Raw genomic sequence first — 19,556 nt, 5'->3', positions numbered from 1 at the left:
AACGCTAGAGGATCACCCCGACACCCCGCGCGGGCAGCAGCACGGGGGCTCGGGTCAGGTCTGGCCCGGGTGGCGGTGGACGTTGTCGGCGCGGGACGGACCGGGAGTGGCTTCGGCGATCCAGGCCCCTGGCAGGGAGGGATCGAGGATGCCCTCCTCCACCCAGGTGTGCTCGCCCACCATCACCTGGCGGGCCAGGCGGGAGTCGGTGTCGTCGGTGTTGGTCCACAGCCGGGTGAACAGCTCCTCCACCCGCACCCTGGCCTGGCGGCAGAAGGCCTCCGCCAGGTCGCGGGCGGCCGGGGTGTCCAGCCACTGGGCGCGCACGCAGGTGGCGCTGATGGCGAACAGCTCCGCGCCGATGTCCACGATCCGGCCGAGGAACGCCTGCTTGCGCTCCATCTTCCCCTGCCAGCGGGACATCGCGTAGAAGGTCTGCCTGGCCAGCTTGCGGCTGGCCCGCTCCACGAACCGCAGGTGCCCGGCCAGCGGCCCGAACTCGGTGAAGCTGCTGGGCAGCTGGCCCTTGCCGACGGCCAGCGTGGGCAGCCACTTCGCGTAGAACGCCCCGGCCCGCGCCGCCGCCTTGACCTTGCGGTTAGTGTCGGCCTCCGGGTCGATGATGTCGCCCGCCACCGACAGGTGCGCGTCCACCGCCTCGCGCGCGATCAACAGGTGCATGATCTCGGTGGAGCCCTCGAAGATCCGGTTGATCCGCAGGTCGCGCAGGATCTGCTCGGCCGGGATGCCGCGCTCGCCGCGGGCGGCCAGCGACTCGGCGGTCTCATAACCCCGGCCGCCGCGGATCTGCACCAGCTCGTCGGCGACCAGCCAGGCCATCTCCGAGCCGTAGAGCTTGGCCAGCGCGGCCTCGATCCGGATGTCGTTGCGCTCCTCGTCGGCCATCTCACTGGACAGGTCCAGCACCGCCTCCAAGGCGAACGCGGTGGCCGCGATGAAGGCGATCTTGCCGGCGACCGCCTCGTGCTCGCCGACCGGACGGCCCCACTGCACCCGCTCCGCCGACCACTCGCGGGCGATCTTCAGGCACCACTTGGCCGCGCCCGCGCACATCGCGGGCAACGAGAGCCTGCCGGTGTTCAGCGTGGTCAGCGCGATCTTGAGGCCCTGCCCCTCCTCGCCGATCCGGTTCTCCGCAGGCACCTTGACCTGGTGGAACCGGGTCACGCCGTTCTCCAGCCCGCGCAGGCCCATGAACGCGTTGCGGTTCTCCACCGTGACGCCCTCGGCGTTGCCCTCCACCACGAACGCGGTGATCCCGCCGCGGTGACCCTCGGACTTGGGCACCCTGGCCATCACCACCAGCAGGTCGGCCACCACGCCGTTGGTGGTCCACAGCTTCACGCCGTCGAGCAGGTAGTGCCCGTCGTCGGTGGGCACCGCGGTGGTGCCCAGCCGGGCCGGGTCGCTGCCCACGTCCGGCTCGGTGAGCAGGAAGGCGCTGATGTCGGTGCTGGCACAGCGCGGCAGGTACTTCTGCTTCTGCTCCGGCGTGCCGAACTGCTTGAGCGGCTGCGGCACCCCGATGGACTGGTGCGCGGAGAGCAGCGCGCCGATGGCCGGGCTGACCGACCCGACGAGCATCAGCGCCTTGTTGTAGTACACCTGGGACAGCCCGAGGCCGCCGTACTCCGGGTCGATCTTCATGCCCAGCGCGCCGATGCGGCGCAGGCCGTCGAAGACCTCGTCCGGGATCCTGGCCTCGCGCTCGATCCGCGCGCCGTCGATCTCCTGCTCGCAGAACTCCCGCAGCCGGGCGAGGAACTCCTCGCCGCGGCGCCGGGTCACCTCGTCACCCCGCGGATGCGGGTGGATCAGTTCCAGGCGTAGTCGCCCGAGGAACAGCTCCTTGCCGAAGCTGGGTTTGCGCCACTGCGTCTCGCGCGCCTGCTCCGCTACCTGACGGGCCTCGCGCTCGGTCGTGCGGGCTGGATCCACTGCGGTCATCGCTGACCCCCTGCCGTCGGATTACCCGACGGTACTACCGACCGGTAACGCGCGCAGGTCGCCGCTTGGGTGACCTGTCAGTTCGGCGGCAGGGGCTCTGCGTTGCGTTCGACCAAGCGGCGGTCCAGCACGTCCAGCTCGGAGTGCTGGGCCTTGAGGATGTTCTCCGCCAGGTTGCGCACCACCGCGAGCCGGGCGTTCTTGCGGCCGTAGTTGGCCATCTCCGCGCCGCCGATGTGGTGCCGCCGCATGAGCTGGAGGAAGTACACCTCGAACTCCACGCCCCTGAGCTTGCGCAGCTTGGACATCTCCTCCTGGTTGGCCATGCCCGGCATCGTGTAGGTGCCGACGGACTGGCCGGGCTGCACCGGCGCGTGCCCGTGCCCGGGCGGGGCGTCCTTCATCCACTCCATGTACTTGCCGGTCGGCGACTGCTCGGGATGCCCCCACAGCGCCAGCCAGCCCTTCATCCGGCCGACCTGCTCCAGCTGGGTGCTCTGGATGTCGAAGGCCAGCTCCCGGATCAGCCGGTCCTCACTGCGGTCGGGCACCATCGCGGCCATCTCCACCGCCTGCAGGTGGTGCACGGACATGTCCTGGGCGAAGCCGGTGTCCGGCCCGTCCAGCGGCGGTGTGGAGCTGTCCGCGGACGGCTTGGGCAGGTTGATCAGCAGACCGCCCGCCGCGCCGAGCATCAGGATCGCCAGCACCGCGGCGGTGGCCACCAGGATCCGCATCGCGCGGGACGGAGCCCGGCCGGAGACCTGCTCGGTCTCCGCCGGGTCCGTCTCGTCCACGATCCGGGGGTCCGGCTCAGCCACCGGGCGGCGGGTTCTGGCTGCTCGGCGGGTTCTGGCCGCTGGGCTGGCCGGGCTGACCGCCAGGCTGCCCACCGGGCTGACCAGGCTGGCCGCCGGTCTGCTCGTCAGGGGCCTTGGTGCCACCGTCCATCGGCACCGCGTCCGGGCCCGGCTTCTCCGCCACGAACGGCGGCGCGTTGTCCGGGTCGAAGGCGTTGGTGGCGCAGGTGGCGCCGATCTCCGGGTAGATGTACTGGTTGCGGCGCACCGCGGAGATGAACTGGTCGATCCGCTGGTCGTCGGCGCTGTCCAGCTTCAGCTGACGGCCCCAGCCCTGCAACGAGATCGGCTTGTCCAGGCCGGGGTACGGCGACATCATGGTGAACTGCTGGCCCTGCGCGCGCGCCTTCAGCTTGTCCAGGTCGCCGCCCTTGACCTGGTCGGGGTTGTAGGCGATCCAGACCGCGCCGTGCTCCATGGAGTGCACCATGTTCTCGTTGCGCACCGGGTTCGGGTACACCACGCCGGTGCAGGTCGCCCACACCTCGTCGTGCGGCCCGCCGATGGGCGGGTAGTGGTCGTAGGCCACCCGCTGCGTGGCGGGCACGTGCTTGCCGGCCTCGTACTTCTGCTTGAGCACGCCCTGGATCTTCTCCGTGGGGTCCTGGTTGGACTCCGAGGGCGTGTACTCGGCCAGCGCGGCCTGCTTCGCCGCCTGGTCGGCGTTCTGCACGTAGGCGTAGCCGAACACACCGCCCGCGAAGACCAGCACCGCGAGCACGGCGGCGATCGTGCCCCAAGGCTTGGGCTTCTTCATCGCGATCGGCACGCGCGGTGCTGACGCCCGCGCGTTCTTGCTGCTCTTACCGCTGACCATGTCTGCCCGGCCCCTGTCTCACGCCGTACGGGTTACCGCGCGTCAGTGTAAGGATCGGCTGTCAGGTGCGAGTCAGCTCTTTGGGGGAAGCTTCCGGCGCAAGGCCGGCTACCCAGCATTACTTCCGAAACCTCATACAGTTGGATACAAGGTCGAACGGGTATCGAGGCCGCCATAGACTACGAGCCGTGACTCCTGCTGCCTTGGCTGACCTGGTCCGTTCCGTCGCCCATGACGTGCTCACCGCGCGCGGGCTGGACACCGCGGTGCTGCCCGCGGCGGTCACGGTGGAGCGACCCAGAAACCCCGAGCACGGCGACTACGCCACCAACCTCGCGCTGCAGATCGGCAAGAAGCTCGGCCTGGTGCCGCGCGAGCTGGCCGAGGAGCTGGCCAAGGCGCTGGCCACCCAGGACGGCATCACCGCCGCCGAGATCGCCGGACCCGGCTTCGTGAACCTGCGGCTGGCCGCGGACGCGCAGGGCCAGCTGGTCAAGGAGGTGCTGACCGCGGGCGAGGCCTTCGGCCGCGGCTCCGCGCTGACCGGGCAGAAGATCAACCTGGAGTTCGTCTCGGCCAACCCGACCGGGCCGATGCACCTGGGCCACGCCCGCTGGGCCGCGGTCGGCGACGCGCTCGGCCGGGTGCTCGCGGCCGGTGGCGGCGAGATCACCCGCGAGTTCTACATCAACGACGCCGGCGCCCAGATCGGCAGGCTGACCAAGTCCCTGGTCGCGGTGGCCAAGGGCGAGCCGGTGCCCGAGGACGGCTACGCGGGCGACTGGATCACCGACGTGGCCGCGAAGATCGTCAAGCAGGAGCCGGACGTGCTCTCGCTGGATGACGAGCAGCGCGACGCCAGGTTCCGCGAGCTGGGCGTGGAGCTGATGCTGGAGTCGATCCGGCAGAGCCTGCGCCAGTTCCGCACCGAGTTCGACGTCTACTTCAGCGAGAAGTCCCTGCACAGCTCCGGCGAGGTGCAGACCGCGCTGGAGGTGCTCAAGAACTCCGGCCACCTGTACAAGGAGGCCGGGGCCTGGTGGCTGCGCTCCACCGACTACGGCGACGACAAGGACCGCGTCGTCATGAAGGGCAACGGCGAGGCCGCCTACATCGCCGCGGACATCGCCTACTTCCGGAACAAGCGCACCCGCGGCTTCGACCGGCTGATCTACATGCTCGGCGCGGACCACCACGGCTACATCGGCAGGCTGCGGGCCGCCGCGGCCGCCTTCGGCGACGACCCGAACTGCGTCGAGGTGCTCATCGGCCAGATGGTCAACCTGGTCAAGGACGGCGTGCCGGTCCGGATGGCCAAGCGCGCGGGCAACGTGATCACCCTGGACGACCTGGTCGAGGCGATCGGCGTGGACTCGGCCCGGTACGCGCTGATCCGCTCCTCGGTGGACTCCACCCTGGACATCGACCTGGACCTGTGGACCAAGACCACCAACGAGAACCCGGTGTTCTACGTCCAGTACGCGCACGCCCGGCTCTCCTCGCTCGCCCGCAACGCCGCCGACCTGGGCATCACCGTGCCCGCCGCGGCCGAGATCACCTCCGAGCTGCTCGGGCTGCTCGCGCACGAGAAGGAAGGCAAGCTGATCCGCACCATCGGCGACTTCCCGAAGGTGCTCGCCTCCGCCGCCGAGCTGCGCGAACCGCACCGGGTGGCCCGCTACCTGGAGGAGCTGGCCAGCGCCTACCACAAGTTCTACGACAACTGCCGGGTGCTGCCGCAGGGCGATGAGGAGCCGACCGCGCTGACCACCGCGCGCCTGCTGCTCTGCGCGGCCACCCGCCAGGTGCTGGCCAACGGGCTGGGCCTGCTGGGCGTGAGTGCGCCCGAGCGGATGTGACCAGGGTCTATGCCGCCGGACGGCCGCGCGGGCGGTGTGTGAGGATTAACGACCGTGAGGGCACACCCCGCCGGTCCTCGGCACGCTGACGTCATTGTTCCCGCGACGGCCGGACCCCGGCCGTCCACCGCCGACGCGCTCGGCGAGCTGCCGGAGTCCGTGTGGCCGAGGAACGCCAAACGGGGGCCGGACGGCGCCGTGCGGGTGGCCGGGGCCGACCTGCGCGAGCTGGCCGAGACCTACGGCACGCCGCTGTTCGTGATGGACGAGGCGGACTTCCGCGCGCGCTGCGCCGAGCACGCCGAGGCCTTCGGCGACCCGACCCTGGTGCACTACGCGTCCAAGGCCTTCCTCTCCGTGGAGATCGCCCGCTGGGTGGCCCAGGAGGGGCTGAGCCTGGACATCTGCAGCGGCGGCGAGCTGGCCGTGGCCCAGCGCGCGGACTTCCCCAGCGAGCGGATCACCTTCCACGGCAACAACAAGTCCGTGGCCGAGCTGCGCGCCGCGGTGCGCGGCCGGGTGGGCACCGTGGTGGTGGACTCCTTCCACGAGATCGCCCGGCTGGACCAGGTCGCCCGGGAGGCCGGGATCGTCCAGTCCGTGCTGATCCGGGTCACCGTGGGTGTCGAGGCGCACACGCACGAGTTCATCGCCACCGCGCACGAGGACCAGAAGTTCGGCTTCTCGCTGGCCTCCGGGGACGCCGCCGAGGCGGCCCGCCGGGTGCTGGCCGCCGATGGCCTGCGCCTGGTCGGCCTGCACAGCCACATCGGCTCGCAGATCTTCGAGGCGGACGGCTTCGAGATCGCCGCGCACCGGGTGATCGGGCTGCTGGCCGAGCTGCACAAGGAGCACGGCGCGGACGCGCTGGCCGCACTGTCCACTGTGGACTTGGGTGGCGGCCTCGGCATCGCCTACACCGCCGAGGACGACCCGCCGCCGCCTGCCAAGCTGGCCGACCAGCTGCGCGCGATCGTGGCGCGGGAGTGCGAGCTGGCCGGGCTGCCCACGCCCAAGGTCGCGGTGGAGCCGGGCCGGGCCATCGTCGGGCCGGGCACGGTGACCCTCTACGAGGTGGGCACCATCAAGGACGTCACGGTGACCGGCGGGTCCGTCCGCCGCTACGTCAGCGTGGACGGCGGCATGAGCGACAACATCCGCACCGCGCTCTACGACGCGGTCTACGACTGCCGCTTGGTCTCCCGCGAGGTCGAGTCCGAGGCGGTGCTGTCCCGGCTGGTGGGAAAGCACTGCGAGTCCGGTGACGTGGTGGTGCGAGACTGCTGGCTGCCCGAGGACATCGCCCCGGGCGACCTGGTCGCGGTGGCCGCGACCGGGGCCTACTGCTACGTGATGGCCAGCAGCTACAACCGGCTGCCCCGGCCGGCCGTGGTCGCCGTGCGCGACGGCGAGCACCGGCTGGTGCTGCGCCGGGAGACCGAGGACGACCTGCTGCGCCTGGAGGTGCTGTGACCAACGGCGGAGAGCCGATCAAAGTCGCGCTGCTCGGATGCGGGACCGTCGGCACCGAGGTGGTGCGGCTGCTCCGCGAGCAGGCCGAGGACCTCACCGCGCGCATCGGCGCCCCGGTCGAGCTGACCGGCATCGCGGTCCGCCGCCCGCACAAGCACACCGACGTGCCCGCCGAGCTGCTGACCACCGACGCCGCCGCCCTGGTCAACGGGGACGCCGACGTGATCGTCGAGGTCATCGGCGGCATCGACCCGGTGCGCGGGCTGCTCGGCACGGCGCTGACCAACGGCAAGTCGGTGGTCACCGCGAACAAGGCGCTGCTGGCCGAGCACGGCGCGGAGCTCTACGCCGCCGCGGACGCCTCCGGCGCCGACCTGTACTTCGAGGCCGCGGTGGCCGGGGCCATCCCGCTGCTGCGCCCGCTGCGCGAGTCGCTGGCCGGTGACCAGATCACCAGGGTGATGGGCATCGTCAACGGCACCACCAACTACATCCTCTCCGCGATGGACGCCACCGGCGCCGGCTACGGCGAGACGCTTGAGGAGGCCTCCCGGCTGGGCTACGCCGAGGCCGACCCGACCGCGGACGTGGACGGCTTCGACGCCGCGGCCAAGGCCGCCATCCTGGCCTCGCTGTCCTTCCACACCAGGGTCACCGCCTCCGACGTCTACCGCGAGGGCATCGCCTCGGTCACCGCCTCCGACATCGCCGCGGCCCGGCTGCTCGGCCGCACGGTCAAGCTGCTGGCCATCTGCGAGCGGGTGGTCGGCGAGGACGGCGCGGACAGCGTCTCGGTGCGCGTGCACCCGGCGATGATCCCGCGCACCCACCAGCTGGCCAGCGTGAACGGCGCGTTCAACGCGGTCTACGTGGAGGCCGCGGCGGCCGGTCAGCTGATGTTCTACGGCCCTGGCGCCGGTGGCGCGCCCACCGCCAGCGCGGTGCTCGGCGACCTGGTCGCGGTGGCCCGCAACAAGGTGCTCGGCGGCCGGGGCCCTCGTGAGTCCGCCTACGCCCAGCTGCCGGTGCGGCCGATGGGCGAGACGCTCACCGCGTACCACATCAGCCTGGAGGTCGAGGACCAGCCGGGCGTGCTGACCCAGGTGGCCGCGATGTTCGCCGAGCACGGCGTGAGCATCGCCGCGGTCCGCCAGGAGGGCCGCGAGGGCTCGGCCAACCTGGTCGTGGTCACGCACATGGCGCCGGACGAGGCGCTGCGCTCCACCGTGGAGAAGATCGCCGGGCTGCCCATCGTCCGTGAGGTGGCCGCCGTGATGCGGGTGGAGGGTGAGCAACTGTGACCACGCTTGCTGCTGAGTCGTCGACGCGTCCGGGCTGGCCGGGGATCATCAACGCCTATCGGGACCGGATCGCGGTGCCCGAGGGCGCGGAGATCATCACCCTGCACGAGGGCGGCACCCCGCTGCTGCCCGCGGCGCACCTGTCCGAGCTGACCGGTTGCCAGGTCTTCCTCAAGATCGAGGGCGTCAACCCGACCGGCTCGTTCAAGGACCGCGGCATGACCGTGGCCATGACCTACGCCAAGGCCGAGGGCAGCAAGGCGGTCATCTGCGCCTCCACCGGCAACACCTCGGCCTCGGCCGCGGCCTACGCCGCCCGCGCCGGGCTGACCAGCGCGGTACTGGTGCCGCGCGGCAAGATCGCGCTGGGCAAGCTGGCCCAGGCGGTGGCCTACGGCGCGCGCATCCTGCAGGTCGACGGCAACTTCGACGACTGCCTGGAGCTGGCCCGCAAGACCGCCTCCGCGCACCCGGTCTACCTGGTCAACTCGGTGAACCTGGTGCGCATCGAGGGCCAGAAGTCGGCCGCGTTCGAGGTCTGCGACGTGCTCGGCCGGGCCCCGGACATCCACTGCCTGCCGGTGGGCAACGCGGGCAACATCACCGGCTACTGGAAGGGCTACCGCGAGTACGCCGCGGACGGCGTGGTGGCCTCGACCCCGCGCATGTTCGGCTTCCAGGCCGAGGGCGCGGCCCCGCTGGTGCTGGGCCACCCGGTGTCCAACCCGGAGACCATCGCCACCGCCATCCGGATCGGCAGCCCGGCCTCCTGGACCGGCGCGGTCGAGGCCAGGGACGAGTCCGAGGGCCTGTTCCACGCGCTCTCCGACGAGCACATCCTGGCCGCCTACAAGCTGCTGGCCGCCCGCGAGGGCGTGTTCGTGGAACCGGCCTCCGCCTCCAGCGTGGCCGGTCTGCTGGCCACCGCCGAGGACGGCAGGCTGCCCAAGGGCTCACTGGTGGTGTGCACGGTCACCGGCCACGGCCTCAAGGACCCGGACACCGCCCTGCTCGGCATGACCGAGGTCGAGCCGCTGCCGGTGGACCCCGGCGCGGTGGCCGCCGCGCTCGAGCTCGGCTGAGCGGGAGGTCCCCGCGATGGCTCTCCGCCGCTGGGCGCTGCTCGCGGTGCTGGGGACCGGCCTGACCGCCTGCACCGACGCGCCGCCGGGGCCGGAGACCAGCGCGGTGGTCAAGGAGTGGACCAGGGTCGCCAGCCCCAAGTCGGTGGACAAGGACTTCCGGGTCAACCCCTGCGAGACGCTGACCGAGGCCGAGCGCCGCGACCTCGGCCTGCCCTCGCCCCCGGTCACCAGCGCGCAGGCGGACCCGGCCGGCTGCACCTGGCGGGACCAGGACAGCGGCACCGCGGTCCTGGTCGAGCTGGACCCGCTGTCGCTGGCCCAGCGCTACGACCGGGAGCCCGGCTCGGCGGGCGTGTCCGTGGTCAAGGTCGCGGGCTACCCGGCGGTGCGCGCCCAGGAGGGCGGCGACGGGCGGGGCTGCGAGTTCCGGATCGGGGTGTCGGCCACCGAGGCGCTGCACGTGGCCTTCAGCGCGCCGAAGGCCGTCCCGGACGCCTGCGGGAGCGCCCAGCGGGTGGCCGAGGCAGTCATCGGGAAGCTGCCCGCGGGCAGCTGAACCTCCGTATGCTCGCTGCCGTGACGGTACGACGTTGGTTGCTCGGGTCCGTGGTGGTGTTGTCCGCGGTGCTGGTCACCGCCTGTGGGGGCGAGGCGCCCGCGCCGACGCAGCCCCCGGCCCCGACCACCTCGGCCGCGGCCGCGGGGGACTGGACGAAGGTCACCACCCAGCCCAAGACGGTGGAGGGCGCCTTCCGCACCGCGCCCTGCGAGATCCTGCCCGCGGCCCAGCTCAGCAGCCTCGGCCTGCCGGACAAGCCCAAGCCCGCGGCGGCCAGCTGCGCCTGGAGCAACTACGCCAACAGCCGCGCCGAGGTGCGGGTCGAGCTCTACCGGGACACCCTGCTGAAGAAGTTCGGCGCGGAGGCCCCCAAGGCGGGCTCCGGCCTGGAGGTCGGCAAGGTCGCAGGCTACCCGTCCGTGCGCTCCCTGGACGGCGCTGACCAGCGCGGCTGCATGGTCTTCACGGCGATCTCGGACACCGAGACGCTGCGCTCCTACTTCACCTCGTACAAGACCATGCCCGCGGTCACCCCGGACGCCTGCGGGTTCGCCGAGAAGGTGCTCAGCGCGGTGATCGAGAAGCTCCCGGCGAAGACTTGATCCGCCGAATTTGCGAATGTCATGTGAGCTGGCTCACCTGTGGACAAAGCGGGGAACCGCCGTCATGGGTTGTGACATCCTAGGTCCCGTCTGGGAGGACGTTGCTGGAGGGAACCCATGGCGGATCGAGTGATGATCAAGCCGGCCGAGGTGCCGGGGCTGATCGCGAAGCTGGAAGCCGAGCTGGAAGAGGCCAAGGACCTGCGGGAGTACACCGCGGCGATCGGCATCCAGGAGGCGCCCGCCAACGACCCCGCGAGCATCGAGCTGGCCAAGCGTCTCGACCTGCCCGCCACCGGCCCCACCGGGCTCGTGGCCGCCGCCGACAAGTTGATCGCCTCCATCCAGGCGATGATCACCAACTTGAAGAGCGGTCTCGCGGACTACGAGCGTCAGGAGCAGGCCAACCGCTCCTCCATGAAGCGGGCCTGAGCCGCACGGGCACAACTGGGGTGAGGACATGACCAACTGGGACGCGTACAGCCACGAGCAGATCCACAAGATGATCAACGAAGGCCGTGGGCACTATGCCCTGAGCAGTCGTGATCTGCTCTGGGAGAAGCAGGCCGAGCGGCTGGGCCGGATCGGCGAGAACGTGAAGAAGGCCTTCGAGGCCGCCACCGGCGTCATGCAGGGCAAGTCCTTCGACCAGATGCAGGAGCGCGTCTCGCCCGCGCACCAGTGGGCCACTGAGGCTTCCAGCATGGCCGACCTGATGCGGACCACCTCGTCGACCAGCACGAACACCTTCGTCGACACGCAGAAGAAGATCGAGCCCGCCAAGCAGGTCACCTCCAGTGACAACTTCATCTCCCGCGGCTGGGCCTCGCTCACCGGCGGGATGACCGACAAGCAGCAGGAACAGCAGGACAAGGACAACGCCGAGCGCAAGGCCCGCGAGACCATGCGCGGCTACGAGTCCACGGTGCTCTCCTCCACCTCGAACCTGCCCGTCTTCGTCGCGCCCGACCCGATCGACGTCGGCGTCGGCGCCTCCGGCGGCGGCAAGTCCGAGGTCGGCAACCCGGTCGCCACCCCGACCCGGCGCGGCGGCAACTTCGACCAGTCCGACCCGACCCGGCGCGGTGTGGTGGTCGGCGACCGGGACGGCGACGGCATCCCGGACGACCGGGACCCGGTCGACGACCGGAACAACAACCGGGACAACAACCGCCCCGGCGACCGGGACGGCGACGGCATCCCCGACGACCGGGACCCGATCGACAACCGCCGCAACGACGACTGGAACCGGAACCTGCCCAACGACCAGGTCGACCCGAACCGGGTCATCCCGTCCCCGGTGGTCAACCAGCCGCTGCCGATGAACAACCCGGTGCCCACTTCCGGCCCCGGGGGCGGTTCGAGCTTCGGCCCGGTCCCGGTCGGCGGCATGCCCGGTGGCTTCGGCCCCGGCAGCGGCTCAGGCTCGGCGGGCATGCGCCCCGGCTTCGGCCCCGGCGGCATGGGCGGCATCGGCTCGGGTGGCCCCGGCGGTCCCGGCAGCGGCTTCGGTCCCGGTGGCCGTGGTGGCGCGCCCGGCATGGGCGGTCCCATGGGCGGTGGCGCGCGGGCCAACGGCGAGGAGGACAAGGAGCACAAGCGTCCTGACTACCTCATCGAGACCGACGACATCTTCGGCGAGGGCACGCTGGTCGCGCCGCCGGTGATCGGTGAGCGTCCGGGCCTGTGACCGTTTCACTCGACCTCGAACTGAACGCACTGGAGTTCGAGGTCCTCTGGGAGCACCTGCGACTGGGCGACAAGCCCACCGAGCTGAACACGCTGTCCCACGGCGTCACCGACGAGGAACGCGCGCACTTCCGCCGCCTCGCCTGGTCGTCCCTTGAGCAGCGTGGCCGCGCCGAGGACGGCCGGTTGGACGTGGAACTGGAGGACCTGCTGGTCCTGCTGGCCCGCCCCAACCGGTCCATCGACATCCGGTTCTCCTGGCGGGTGGGCGAGCAGATCCTGCCCGAGGTCAAGGCGCTCTGCTCGGCCGTCGGCGACACCGGCGTGTTGGCCGTGCACGACGGCGACCGGTACCGCTTCGGCTGGGTCCGCAGCACCGGCCTGGCCCCCGCGGCCGCCGGCCTGCTGCCCCAGCCCCCACCGGGCCGCGTCGGCTCGGTCACCGTCGCCGCCGACGTGCTGGAGTCCGCGGTCAGCCAGGCCGCCGACCAGGGCAAGGCCTTCGTCCAGATCCTCACCAGCCGAGGCGTCCGCCCAGAAGACGCCCAGCTCCTGTGGGAAATCGGCGACGCCGACCGCACCCTGTACGCCCAGTTCGGCGCCACCGCCCGCGACCAGTACGGCCGCAGCCTGCGCGCGAGCAGCGTGCTCAACGTCTTCGACATCCAGGCAGGCCGCATCGGCAGCCGGGAACGCAACGGCTGGATCAACTTCTTCGGCGTGGACAACCGCAAGGTCGCCGAACAACTCGACAGCCTGCTGGCCGAGGTCGTGGACCGCTGATCCGGTGTCTTTCCCGGAGTTCGGGTGCCGGATCGACGTTGATCCTCTAAGTTCGGTCGCGGACCGACCTGGGGGAGGCGTCGGTCCGGACCGCAGGGGGATGCATGTCGCCGTCCGGCGATAACTGGCTGAGCAAGTTCACTGAGGACTGGGACGAGGAAGAACGGCCCAGAGCACGGCAAGACCAGGGGGAGCCGCGCGACGCGGAGCCGGCGCGGGATGAGCCACCAGTCCAGGTGACGGTGGACCAGTCGGGGCTCGTGGTGGACGTCACCATCGTTGAACGGTGGCGGGACTCGGTGCCACCGCGCGAGCTCGGCGAGCTGCTCAGGACCACGGCGAACACGGCCCTGCTCGAGCGGGTCACCGCGCAGCTGGCCGAGGGTGCGCCCAGACCATCGGGGCCCGCCCAGCCCGCCGCGGCACTGGGAGACGCGGGCGGGGATCCGGCAGGAGTGGTGGCGCGAGGGCTCAAACAGGAGCTACAGCACCTCCTGGCCCGGTTTGACACCGAGCTGGAGCAGTACCGGGCCGAGCTGACCAAGGCCGCCCAGACGCCGACGACCGGTGTGGCGGCCAATGGCGTGGTCTCCGTCTCATTGGGCGGCAACGGCTTCACCGCGGTCGAGCTCGAACCGGCCTGGTTGCACACGGCGCGGCACACCGAGATCAGGGTCACCGTGCTCAGCGCGTTCCAGGACGCCCAGCGCAGGACGGCGCACGCCGCCATCGCCCCGCCCGCGTCCGTAGCCCGCCTCGTGGAGCTCGGCAGTGACCCACAGGCCCTGCTCCGGGCGCTGGGCCTGGGCGGTTGAGCCGGTTTTCACAGAAGGGGGAGCGATGTACCCGTGGGGAAATCCGAAGATCAGCGTCGCACTCGACGCATTGCGGTCGGACGCGGCACGATGGTCAGCCGCGGCTGAGGAGATGCGCACCGCCGCCGAACGCGCGAGCAGGTTCATCCTGACCGAACAGGACTTCTCGGTATTGCTCGGATCGGAGCTGGCCTCGTCCTACTCCACGATCCGGAGCAAGCTCGAGCACCTGTTGACCGGCGCGCACACCGAGTTCGAGCGCATTGGTTCGACATTGCTGCAAGTGGCCGCGACCTACGAGCGCGAGGACGCCGAAGGAGCCCACGAACTCAAGCGGGCCGGGGGTGATCGCCATGGCGCATGAGGACCCGGTCTTCGAGATGTCGCTGCAAGCCATCGAGCAGGGAAAGCGCCAGGTCATCCGCGATGTTGAGACAGTGCGGAGCTGCATCGGGGCGCTGATGGGGTTCTCACCGCCCCTGGCGATCCAATATGCGCTGTCACAGCAAGGTGTGCTGGGGACTGAGGCGAGTGCGGCGGTCGACAAGCTCAACTCGATCTTCGACCGCCCGGGCTCACCGGCCGCTCTCCGCGCTACCGGCGAGGCTTGGACCAGACACGTTGGTGCCGTCACCGACCAGCTGGCAGGCGCGTTGCGCGCGGAGCGACTGGCCACCAACGACGAGTGGAGCGGTAAAGCCGCGAAAGCGTACAGCGACGCGGTGACGCTGCAGAACGAGGCGCTGTCGGTGATCAAGTCGATCACGGACGGGCTGCACACCTCCCTGGTGGACGCAGCGGCGGCGTTGGAGTCGTTCTGGGCCGCGCTCGCAGCCGCGCTGAAAACCCTGCTGTGGAAGTTGACATTGGCCATCGCTGCCTGTGCGGGCGTGGCCACCCTCCCAATTGGTCTTGGCCTGGCCATCGAGGCGGCCAGCGCGTTCTCGGACGCCATGACCTCGATCACCCAGGCATTGACCAAGTTCCAGACAGCCTCAGCCGGGCAGCGGGCAAAGCTGATGCAACTCGTCGCTGGTGGCAAGGCGTACCCGGATGGCTCCTGGCCGAAGGTGGTACCGGCACGATTGGCCGATGCCAGCGTCAAGGACGGGGACGACAGTCAATGGGAACCCAGCTGATGACGGCCATTGACCAGCTCACCGGGCGCGCTGGATGACCGAGTGGCGGTTCTTGCTGGGCGCCCACCGGACCCGGGGTTCGGCGCTCGGCATGGCGATCTTCCTGTGTCTACCGGCCCTTTTGGTGTGGTTCCTGGGCGTCACACTGGGCCCCACCGATTACCCGGAAGGTTCCTGGCCCGCGCGGTTCGTCACGGCGCAGGCGGTGTTCCTGGTGAGCCTGTTGCTGGCGGCTGGACTGCTCCTGCTGTTGCTGCGGCAGACGATCCGGGCCGACCACGTGAACCTGCCGTTGCTCCGCCGACTCCGGACGCTGTACGCCTGGTTCGCCGGTGTCACGGTCCTGCTGTCCCTGACCGGTGTGGTCATCGGGCTGTTGGCGCTCGAGCAAGCCAGGGCCGGGATGGCGGGCTCAGCGGCGACAGCCCAGGTGAGCATGAGCGGGGTGGCCGTGATGTGCCTGCCCATGCCGTACCTGTTCGCGGCCTCGCTCCTCAGACGTGTGAAACAGGCCGAGCGGGCGCGCACCGAGCACGGCTGGCTGTCGTGAACCCCGGACCGCCCGCACCGCCCGTGGCCTGGGTGTTCGTGCGCGGTGCGAGCGAGACCAGGCAGCACTGGACCGGCGTGAGCGTGCTGTTGGCCCTGGTGGGTGGGTGCTCGCTGGTGGCGGGGCTGGCGATGCTGCTGGAGGCTTCGCCGGCAATCGGGAGCCTCGGCGGCATGTGGAAGTGGGCGCTCCCGGTCTTCCCGGTCGGCCCGCTGTGGCCGGTGGTCTTCCTGGTCTGGGCCCGCCGGCTGGTGGTCAGGGACCACGTCGACCTGGCCAGGATGCGCCGGTGCCGCCGGGCCGCGGCCGTCGGCTCCTGGACGATCGGCGGCCTCGCGGCCCTCGCCGTGGTGCCCGCCGTCGTGGTGCCCTGGATCGCCGGCGGAGCTTTTCACGTCCTGCTGATCCTCCCGGTCCCGATGCTCTACCTCTGCTGGGTGTGCGCGAGCCTGCCGTTGGACATGGTGCGCAAGCTGGAGGGCCAGGTGGAGCAGGCGGTCAGGGCCGGATGGGGGCCTCCGCGCCTGATCTAGGGTGTGCGGGTGCGGATCGGAACTGGTGTGCGGGTCACGGTGCCCGCGTCGACGGCGAACCTCGGGTCGGGGTTCGACTCCCTTGGTCTCGCGCTCGCGCTCTACGACGAGGTGGAGGTGCGGGTCGCGCCTGCCGGTGAGGTCCGGGTGCGGGTCGAGGGCCAGGGCGCTGACTCGGTTCCCGCTGATGGGCGGCATCTGGTGGTGCGGGCGGCGCTGGCCGCGCTGGAGCGGTGCGGGGTGCGCGGGGTGGGGCTGGAGCTGGTGTGCCGGAACCGGATTCCGCACGCTCGGGGGCTGGGGTCCTCCGCGGCGGCGGCGGTGGCCGGGGTGGCAGCTGGGTTCGCGTTGGCGGACCGGGAGCTGGATGACGGGGTGTTGCAGCTGGCCGCGGAGTTCGAGGGGCATGCTGACAACGCCGCGGCCAGTGTCTACGGCGGGATCGTGATCGCCTGGCAGGACGACGAGCAGTACCAGGCCATCCGGCTGGAGCCGCACGAGGAGCTCTCACCGGTGGTGCTGGTGCCGGAAACGCGGTCCGAGACGAAGACCACACGCGGGTTGTTGCCGGAGCTGGTTCCGCTCCGGGACGCGGCCTTCGCGGCGGGGCGCTCGGCGCTGGCCGTCTACGCGCTGACCACCGATCCCTGGCTGCTGCTGCCCGGCACCGCGGACCGGTTGCACCAGGAGTACCGCCGCCCCGCCTTCCCGGCGACCATGGCGCTGGTGGACTCGTTGCGGGCCAGCGGGGTGCCGGCCATGGTCTCCGGGGCGGGACCCACCGTGATCGCCTTCCCCCGCGGTGGTCACCTGCCCGAAGAGGCGGACCTGTCCGGGTTCACCCCGATGGCCCTGCCGATCGACCAGGGCGGGGTGGTGGTGGAACCGATCGGGGGTCCGGCCAACCCGTCTGAGGGAGCAAAGCCGAGGTAGCCAAGGCCCTTCCCGCCACGCCACGACCGACCCGGTTGTTGCACCGTGCTGACCCGGGGTCTACCCTCAGAGGCAATCAGTCACCGCGCGCACGGTCGCCGGTGCCGTTCCCGGGCCTCGTTCCCGGGTCGCATCCCCGTTGAAGTAGGTTCCGATCCGTCCAGGGCGGAATCCACGCTGACGGGTACACCGAGGCGGTGATTGACAGTCCCGTGCCGAGTCTTCTCACCGGTACTGGACGACCTGCTGTCCCGCGTTCCGTCGGGCGGCAAGTCCGCTGGTCCACGTAGGAGGCGGGGACCGGTCAGGAAGGACATTCGTGAGCGAAACCGAACTACTGGGCGGCGACGCGGTCGAGACGACCGCTGCCAGCCCTTCGGCCAATGGCACGGCGACTCGACGTCGTGGCGGCCTTTCCGGGATGGTGCTCGCCGAGCTGCGTCAGCTCGCTGGTGAGCTGGGCATCGGCAACACCAGTGGGATGCGCAAGGGCGATCTGATCGCTGCCATCAAGGAGCGGCAAGGCGGCGGTTCGGCGCCACGCGCCGAGGCTGCCAAGCCGGCCAAGGCCGAGACCGGCCAGCTGGCGCTGGGTGCCGAGAGCACCCCGGCGCCGAAGGCCGCCGCGGTGGAGAGCGCCCCACCGGCGCCCGCCGCCACCCCTGCTGCCGCGGACAACGCGGCTGGTGAGGGCGACGCCGGGGGCGACAACGCCCGGCGCAACCGCCGCCGTCGGGCGGCCACCCGTCCGGCCGGGAGCCCGGAGGGCGAGCAGCGGAACCCCCGCGAGCGCGCCCCCGAGCAGGTCCAGGCCGACAAGCCCGTCGAGCAGGCGGAGCAGCCCGCCGCCGCTGCCACCGAGCAGCGGGAGCGGCCGGCCGAGCAGCAACCGCGTCAAGAGCGCGGTGAGCGGCAGGAACGCGGCGAGCGCGGGGAGCGGGGCGACCGGGGCAACCGGAACGACCGCAACCGCAACCGCAACGACCGCAACGATCGTGGTGACCGTGGGGACCGGGGCGAGCGCGCCGCGTCCCAGGGTCAGCCGCAGGGTGTGGAGGACGACGAGGACGAGGACGGCAGGGGGCGGCGGGGACGCCGTTTCCGGGACCGCAGGCGCAACCGTGGCCGGGATGGCGACGGCGGCGGCACTGACCGGGGTGACCGCGGGGAGCGCGGCGGCCGGGGCGGTGGCGGCGGTGACACGGAGGTCCGCGAGGACGACGTGCTGCTGCCGGTCGCGGGCATCCTGGACGTGCTGGACAACTACGCGTTCGTCCGCACCTCCGGTTACCTGGCCGGGCCCAACGACGTCTACGTCTCGCTGTCGCTGGTCCGCCGCTACGGCCTGCGCCGTGGCGACGCGATCACCGGCGCGGTGCGCCAGCCCCGGGACGGGGAGCAGCAGCGGCAGAAGTTCAACCCGCTGGTGCGGGTGGACTCCATCAACGGCCTGGAGCCGGATGCCGTCCGCGGCCGTCCGGAGTTCACCAAGCTGACCCCGCTGTACCCGAACGAGCGACTGCGGCTGGAAACCGAGCCGCACATCCTCACCACGCGCGTCATCGACCTGGTGATGCCGATCGGCAAGGGGCAGCGCGCGCTGATCGTCTCCCCGCCCAAGGCGGGCAAGACCTCGGTGCTGCAGGCGATCGCCAACGCGATCACCACGAACAACCCGGAATGCCACCTCATGGTCGTGCTCGTGGACGAGCGGCCTGAGGAGGTCACCGACATGCAGCGTTCGGTGAAGGGCGAGGTCATCGCCTCGACCTTCGACCGGCCGCCGGGCGACCACACCACCGTGGCCGAACTCTCCATCGAGCGCGCCAAGCGCCTGGTGGAGATGGGTCACGACGTGGTCGTGCTGCTGGACTCGATCACCCGTCTGGGCCGCGCCTACAACCTGGCCGCCCCGGCATCGGGCCGCATCCTGTCCGGTGGTGTCGACTCCACCGCGCTGTACCCGCCCAAGCGCTTCCTCGGCGCCGCGCGCAACATCGAGGGTGGCGGTTCGCTGACCATCTTCGCCACCGCGCTGGTGGAGACCGGGTCCACCATGGACACGGTCATCTTCGAGGAGTTCAAGGGCACCGGCAACGCCGAGCTCAAGCTGGACCGCAAGATCGCCGACAAGCGGACCTTCCCGGCGGTCGACGTGGACGCCTCCGGCACGCGCAAGGAAGAGCTGCTGCTCTCCCCTGACGAGCTGGCGGTCACCATCAAGCTCCGCCGGGTGCTGGCGGCGCTGGACGACCAGCAGGCCATCGACCTGCTGCTGGACCGTCTGCGCAAGACCCGCACGAACATCGAGTTCCTGATGACGGTCTCCAAGAACGCCCCGGGAACGAACGACGACTGATACTCGTCAGTAAGTAAGCGGGCGCTTTCGGCCATGGCCGGGAGCGCCCGCTTTTTTGTCGCCGAACGGACGACCCGATTGTGACCCGTTCGCGCTGTTGCCCCAGAACGATGCTTTTTGGGAGTCGACAAATCCGCCGAGTTAGCCGATCGCCAACAGCGCTGCCCGGGAGTCAGCGGCTGACGATGGATCGGTTGGCAGCGTGTGCAGTAGTCCAATGGGCTGATCAGC

Annotated in this window: 19 protein-coding genes; 16 read left to right on the top strand and 3 right to left on the bottom strand. The window is 70.9% G+C overall.

The genetic code is table 11. The features are described from left to right. Positions 1-54: 54 nt before the first annotated feature. The 3 genes from M8C13_RS30135 to M8C13_RS30125 all read right to left on the bottom strand — a co-directional run bounded on the left by M8C13_RS30135 (position 55) and on the right by M8C13_RS30125 (position 3,645). Positions 55-1,968: an acyl-CoA dehydrogenase family protein gene (locus M8C13_RS30135; RefSeq protein ID WP_252484118.1), complete on the bottom strand. Its 1,914-nt coding sequence runs from the start codon at positions 1,966-1,968 to the stop codon at positions 55-57. A 77-nt stretch (positions 1,969-2,045) separates the two neighbouring features. After that, positions 2,046-2,789, bottom strand: a complete 744-nt coding sequence (locus M8C13_RS30130; protein ID WP_252484117.1) for a DUF305 domain-containing protein — start codon at positions 2,787-2,789, stop codon at positions 2,046-2,048. After that, positions 2,782-3,645 carry a DUF3105 domain-containing protein gene (locus M8C13_RS30125; protein WP_252484116.1) on the bottom strand — a complete coding sequence of 288 codons (864 nt, stop codon included), beginning with the start codon at positions 3,643-3,645 and terminating at the stop codon, positions 2,782-2,784. The genes M8C13_RS30130 and M8C13_RS30125 overlap by 8 nt, the downstream gene beginning before the upstream one ends. Positions 3,646-3,833: 188 nt before the next feature. Between M8C13_RS30125 and argS the strand changes: the two genes are divergently transcribed. From argS to rho, 16 genes are all read left to right on the top strand, one after another. Then, positions 3,834-5,504, top strand: coding sequence for an arginine--tRNA ligase (gene argS, locus M8C13_RS30120; protein WP_252484115.1), 1,671 nt, complete (start codon positions 3,834-3,836; stop codon positions 5,502-5,504). A gap of 54 nt (positions 5,505-5,558) precedes the next feature. Beyond that, positions 5,559-6,977, top strand: coding sequence for a diaminopimelate decarboxylase (gene lysA, locus M8C13_RS30115; RefSeq protein ID WP_252484114.1), 1,419 nt, complete (start codon positions 5,559-5,561; stop codon positions 6,975-6,977). Then, complete coding sequence (locus tag M8C13_RS30110; RefSeq protein WP_252484113.1) at positions 6,974-8,278, top strand: homoserine dehydrogenase; 1,305 nt, start codon at positions 6,974-6,976, stop codon at positions 8,276-8,278. The genes lysA and M8C13_RS30110 overlap by 4 nt, the downstream gene beginning before the upstream one ends. Next, positions 8,275-9,360, top strand: a complete 1,086-nt coding sequence (thrC, locus tag M8C13_RS30105; protein WP_252484112.1) for a threonine synthase — start codon at positions 8,275-8,277, stop codon at positions 9,358-9,360. Before M8C13_RS30110 ends, thrC begins: the two co-directional genes overlap by 4 nt. Before the next feature lie 16 nt (positions 9,361-9,376). Then, entirely contained in the window at positions 9,377-9,919 is a 543-nt protein-coding gene (locus M8C13_RS30100) for a DUF3558 domain-containing protein (protein WP_252484111.1), read from the top strand. 20 nt (positions 9,920-9,939) lie between these two features. After that, positions 9,940-10,524, top strand: coding sequence for a DUF3558 family protein (locus M8C13_RS30095; RefSeq protein ID WP_252484110.1), 585 nt, complete (start codon positions 9,940-9,942; stop codon positions 10,522-10,524). Positions 10,525-10,641: 117 nt separating this feature from the next. Then, positions 10,642-10,956, top strand: a complete 315-nt coding sequence (locus M8C13_RS30090) for a hypothetical protein (protein ID WP_252484109.1) — start codon at positions 10,642-10,644, stop codon at positions 10,954-10,956. Between the two features lie 28 nt (positions 10,957-10,984). Next, a complete protein-coding gene (locus M8C13_RS30085) occupies positions 10,985-12,214 on the top strand; it encodes a hypothetical protein (RefSeq protein WP_252484108.1) in 1,230 nt (409 codons plus the stop codon). After that, complete coding sequence (locus tag M8C13_RS30080; RefSeq protein ID WP_252484107.1) at positions 12,211-12,996, top strand: ESX secretion-associated protein EspG; 786 nt, start codon at positions 12,211-12,213, stop codon at positions 12,994-12,996. Before M8C13_RS30085 ends, M8C13_RS30080 begins: the two co-directional genes overlap by 4 nt. A 236-nt stretch (positions 12,997-13,232) precedes the next feature. Then, a complete protein-coding gene (locus M8C13_RS30075) occupies positions 13,233-13,811 on the top strand; it encodes a hypothetical protein (RefSeq protein WP_252484106.1) in 579 nt (192 codons plus the stop codon). Positions 13,812-13,836: 25 nt separating this feature from the next. Then, positions 13,837-14,175, top strand: a complete 339-nt coding sequence (locus M8C13_RS30070; protein ID WP_252484105.1) for a hypothetical protein — start codon at positions 13,837-13,839, stop codon at positions 14,173-14,175. Next, positions 14,165-14,950, top strand: a complete 786-nt coding sequence (locus M8C13_RS30065; protein ID WP_252484104.1) for a WXG100 family type VII secretion target — start codon at positions 14,165-14,167, stop codon at positions 14,948-14,950. The genes M8C13_RS30070 and M8C13_RS30065 overlap by 11 nt, the downstream gene beginning before the upstream one ends. 34 nt (positions 14,951-14,984) lie before the next feature. Next, the gene (locus M8C13_RS30060) at positions 14,985-15,500 is read left to right on the top strand and encodes a hypothetical protein (RefSeq protein ID WP_252484103.1); all 516 of its coding nucleotides are present in this window, start codon (positions 14,985-14,987) and stop codon (positions 15,498-15,500) included. After that, the gene (locus M8C13_RS30055; protein ID WP_252484102.1) at positions 15,497-16,033 is read left to right on the top strand and encodes a hypothetical protein; all 537 of its coding nucleotides are present in this window, start codon (positions 15,497-15,499) and stop codon (positions 16,031-16,033) included. Before M8C13_RS30060 ends, M8C13_RS30055 begins: the two co-directional genes overlap by 4 nt. 3 nt (positions 16,034-16,036) lie before the next feature. Continuing rightward, complete coding sequence (gene thrB, locus M8C13_RS30050) at positions 16,037-16,966, top strand: homoserine kinase (protein ID WP_374213198.1); 930 nt, start codon at positions 16,037-16,039, stop codon at positions 16,964-16,966. A 319-nt stretch (positions 16,967-17,285) separates the two neighbouring features. After that, on the top strand, positions 17,286-19,325 hold the full coding sequence (gene rho / locus M8C13_RS30045) for a transcription termination factor Rho (protein ID WP_252484100.1): 2,040 nt from the start codon (positions 17,286-17,288) through the stop codon (positions 19,323-19,325). Positions 19,326-19,556: the final 231 nt, after the last annotated feature.

It is taken from the genome of Crossiella sp. SN42, from assembly GCF_023897065.1.
In the GTDB taxonomy this organism is placed as follows: Bacteria; Actinomycetota; Actinomycetes; order Mycobacteriales; family Pseudonocardiaceae; genus Crossiella.
Note: the sequence above shows the minus strand (reverse complement) of the source record. Positions and strands in the feature narration are given on the sequence as shown.

Bases quoted from the DNA above. Each gene is read 5' to 3' on its own strand.
- M8C13_RS30135 (WP_252484118.1), bottom strand. From the start codon at position 1,968: ATGACCGCAGTGGATCCAGCCCGCACGACCGAGCGCGAGGCCCGTCAG.
- M8C13_RS30125 (WP_252484116.1), bottom strand. From the start codon at position 3,645: ATGGTCAGCGGTAAGAGCAGCAAGAACGCGCGGGCGTCAGCACCGCGC.
- M8C13_RS30100 (WP_252484111.1), top strand. From the start codon at position 9,377: ATGGCTCTCCGCCGCTGGGCGCTGCTCGCGGTGCTGGGGACCGGCCTG.
- M8C13_RS30090 (WP_252484109.1), top strand. From the start codon at position 10,642: ATGGCGGATCGAGTGATGATCAAGCCGGCCGAGGTGCCGGGGCTGATC.
- M8C13_RS30085 (WP_252484108.1), top strand. From the start codon at position 10,985: ATGACCAACTGGGACGCGTACAGCCACGAGCAGATCCACAAGATGATC.
- M8C13_RS30070 (WP_252484105.1), top strand. From the start codon at position 13,837: ATGTACCCGTGGGGAAATCCGAAGATCAGCGTCGCACTCGACGCATTG.
- M8C13_RS30065 (WP_252484104.1), top strand. From the start codon at position 14,165: ATGGCGCATGAGGACCCGGTCTTCGAGATGTCGCTGCAAGCCATCGAG.
- M8C13_RS30060 (WP_252484103.1), top strand. From the start codon at position 14,985: ATGACCGAGTGGCGGTTCTTGCTGGGCGCCCACCGGACCCGGGGTTCG.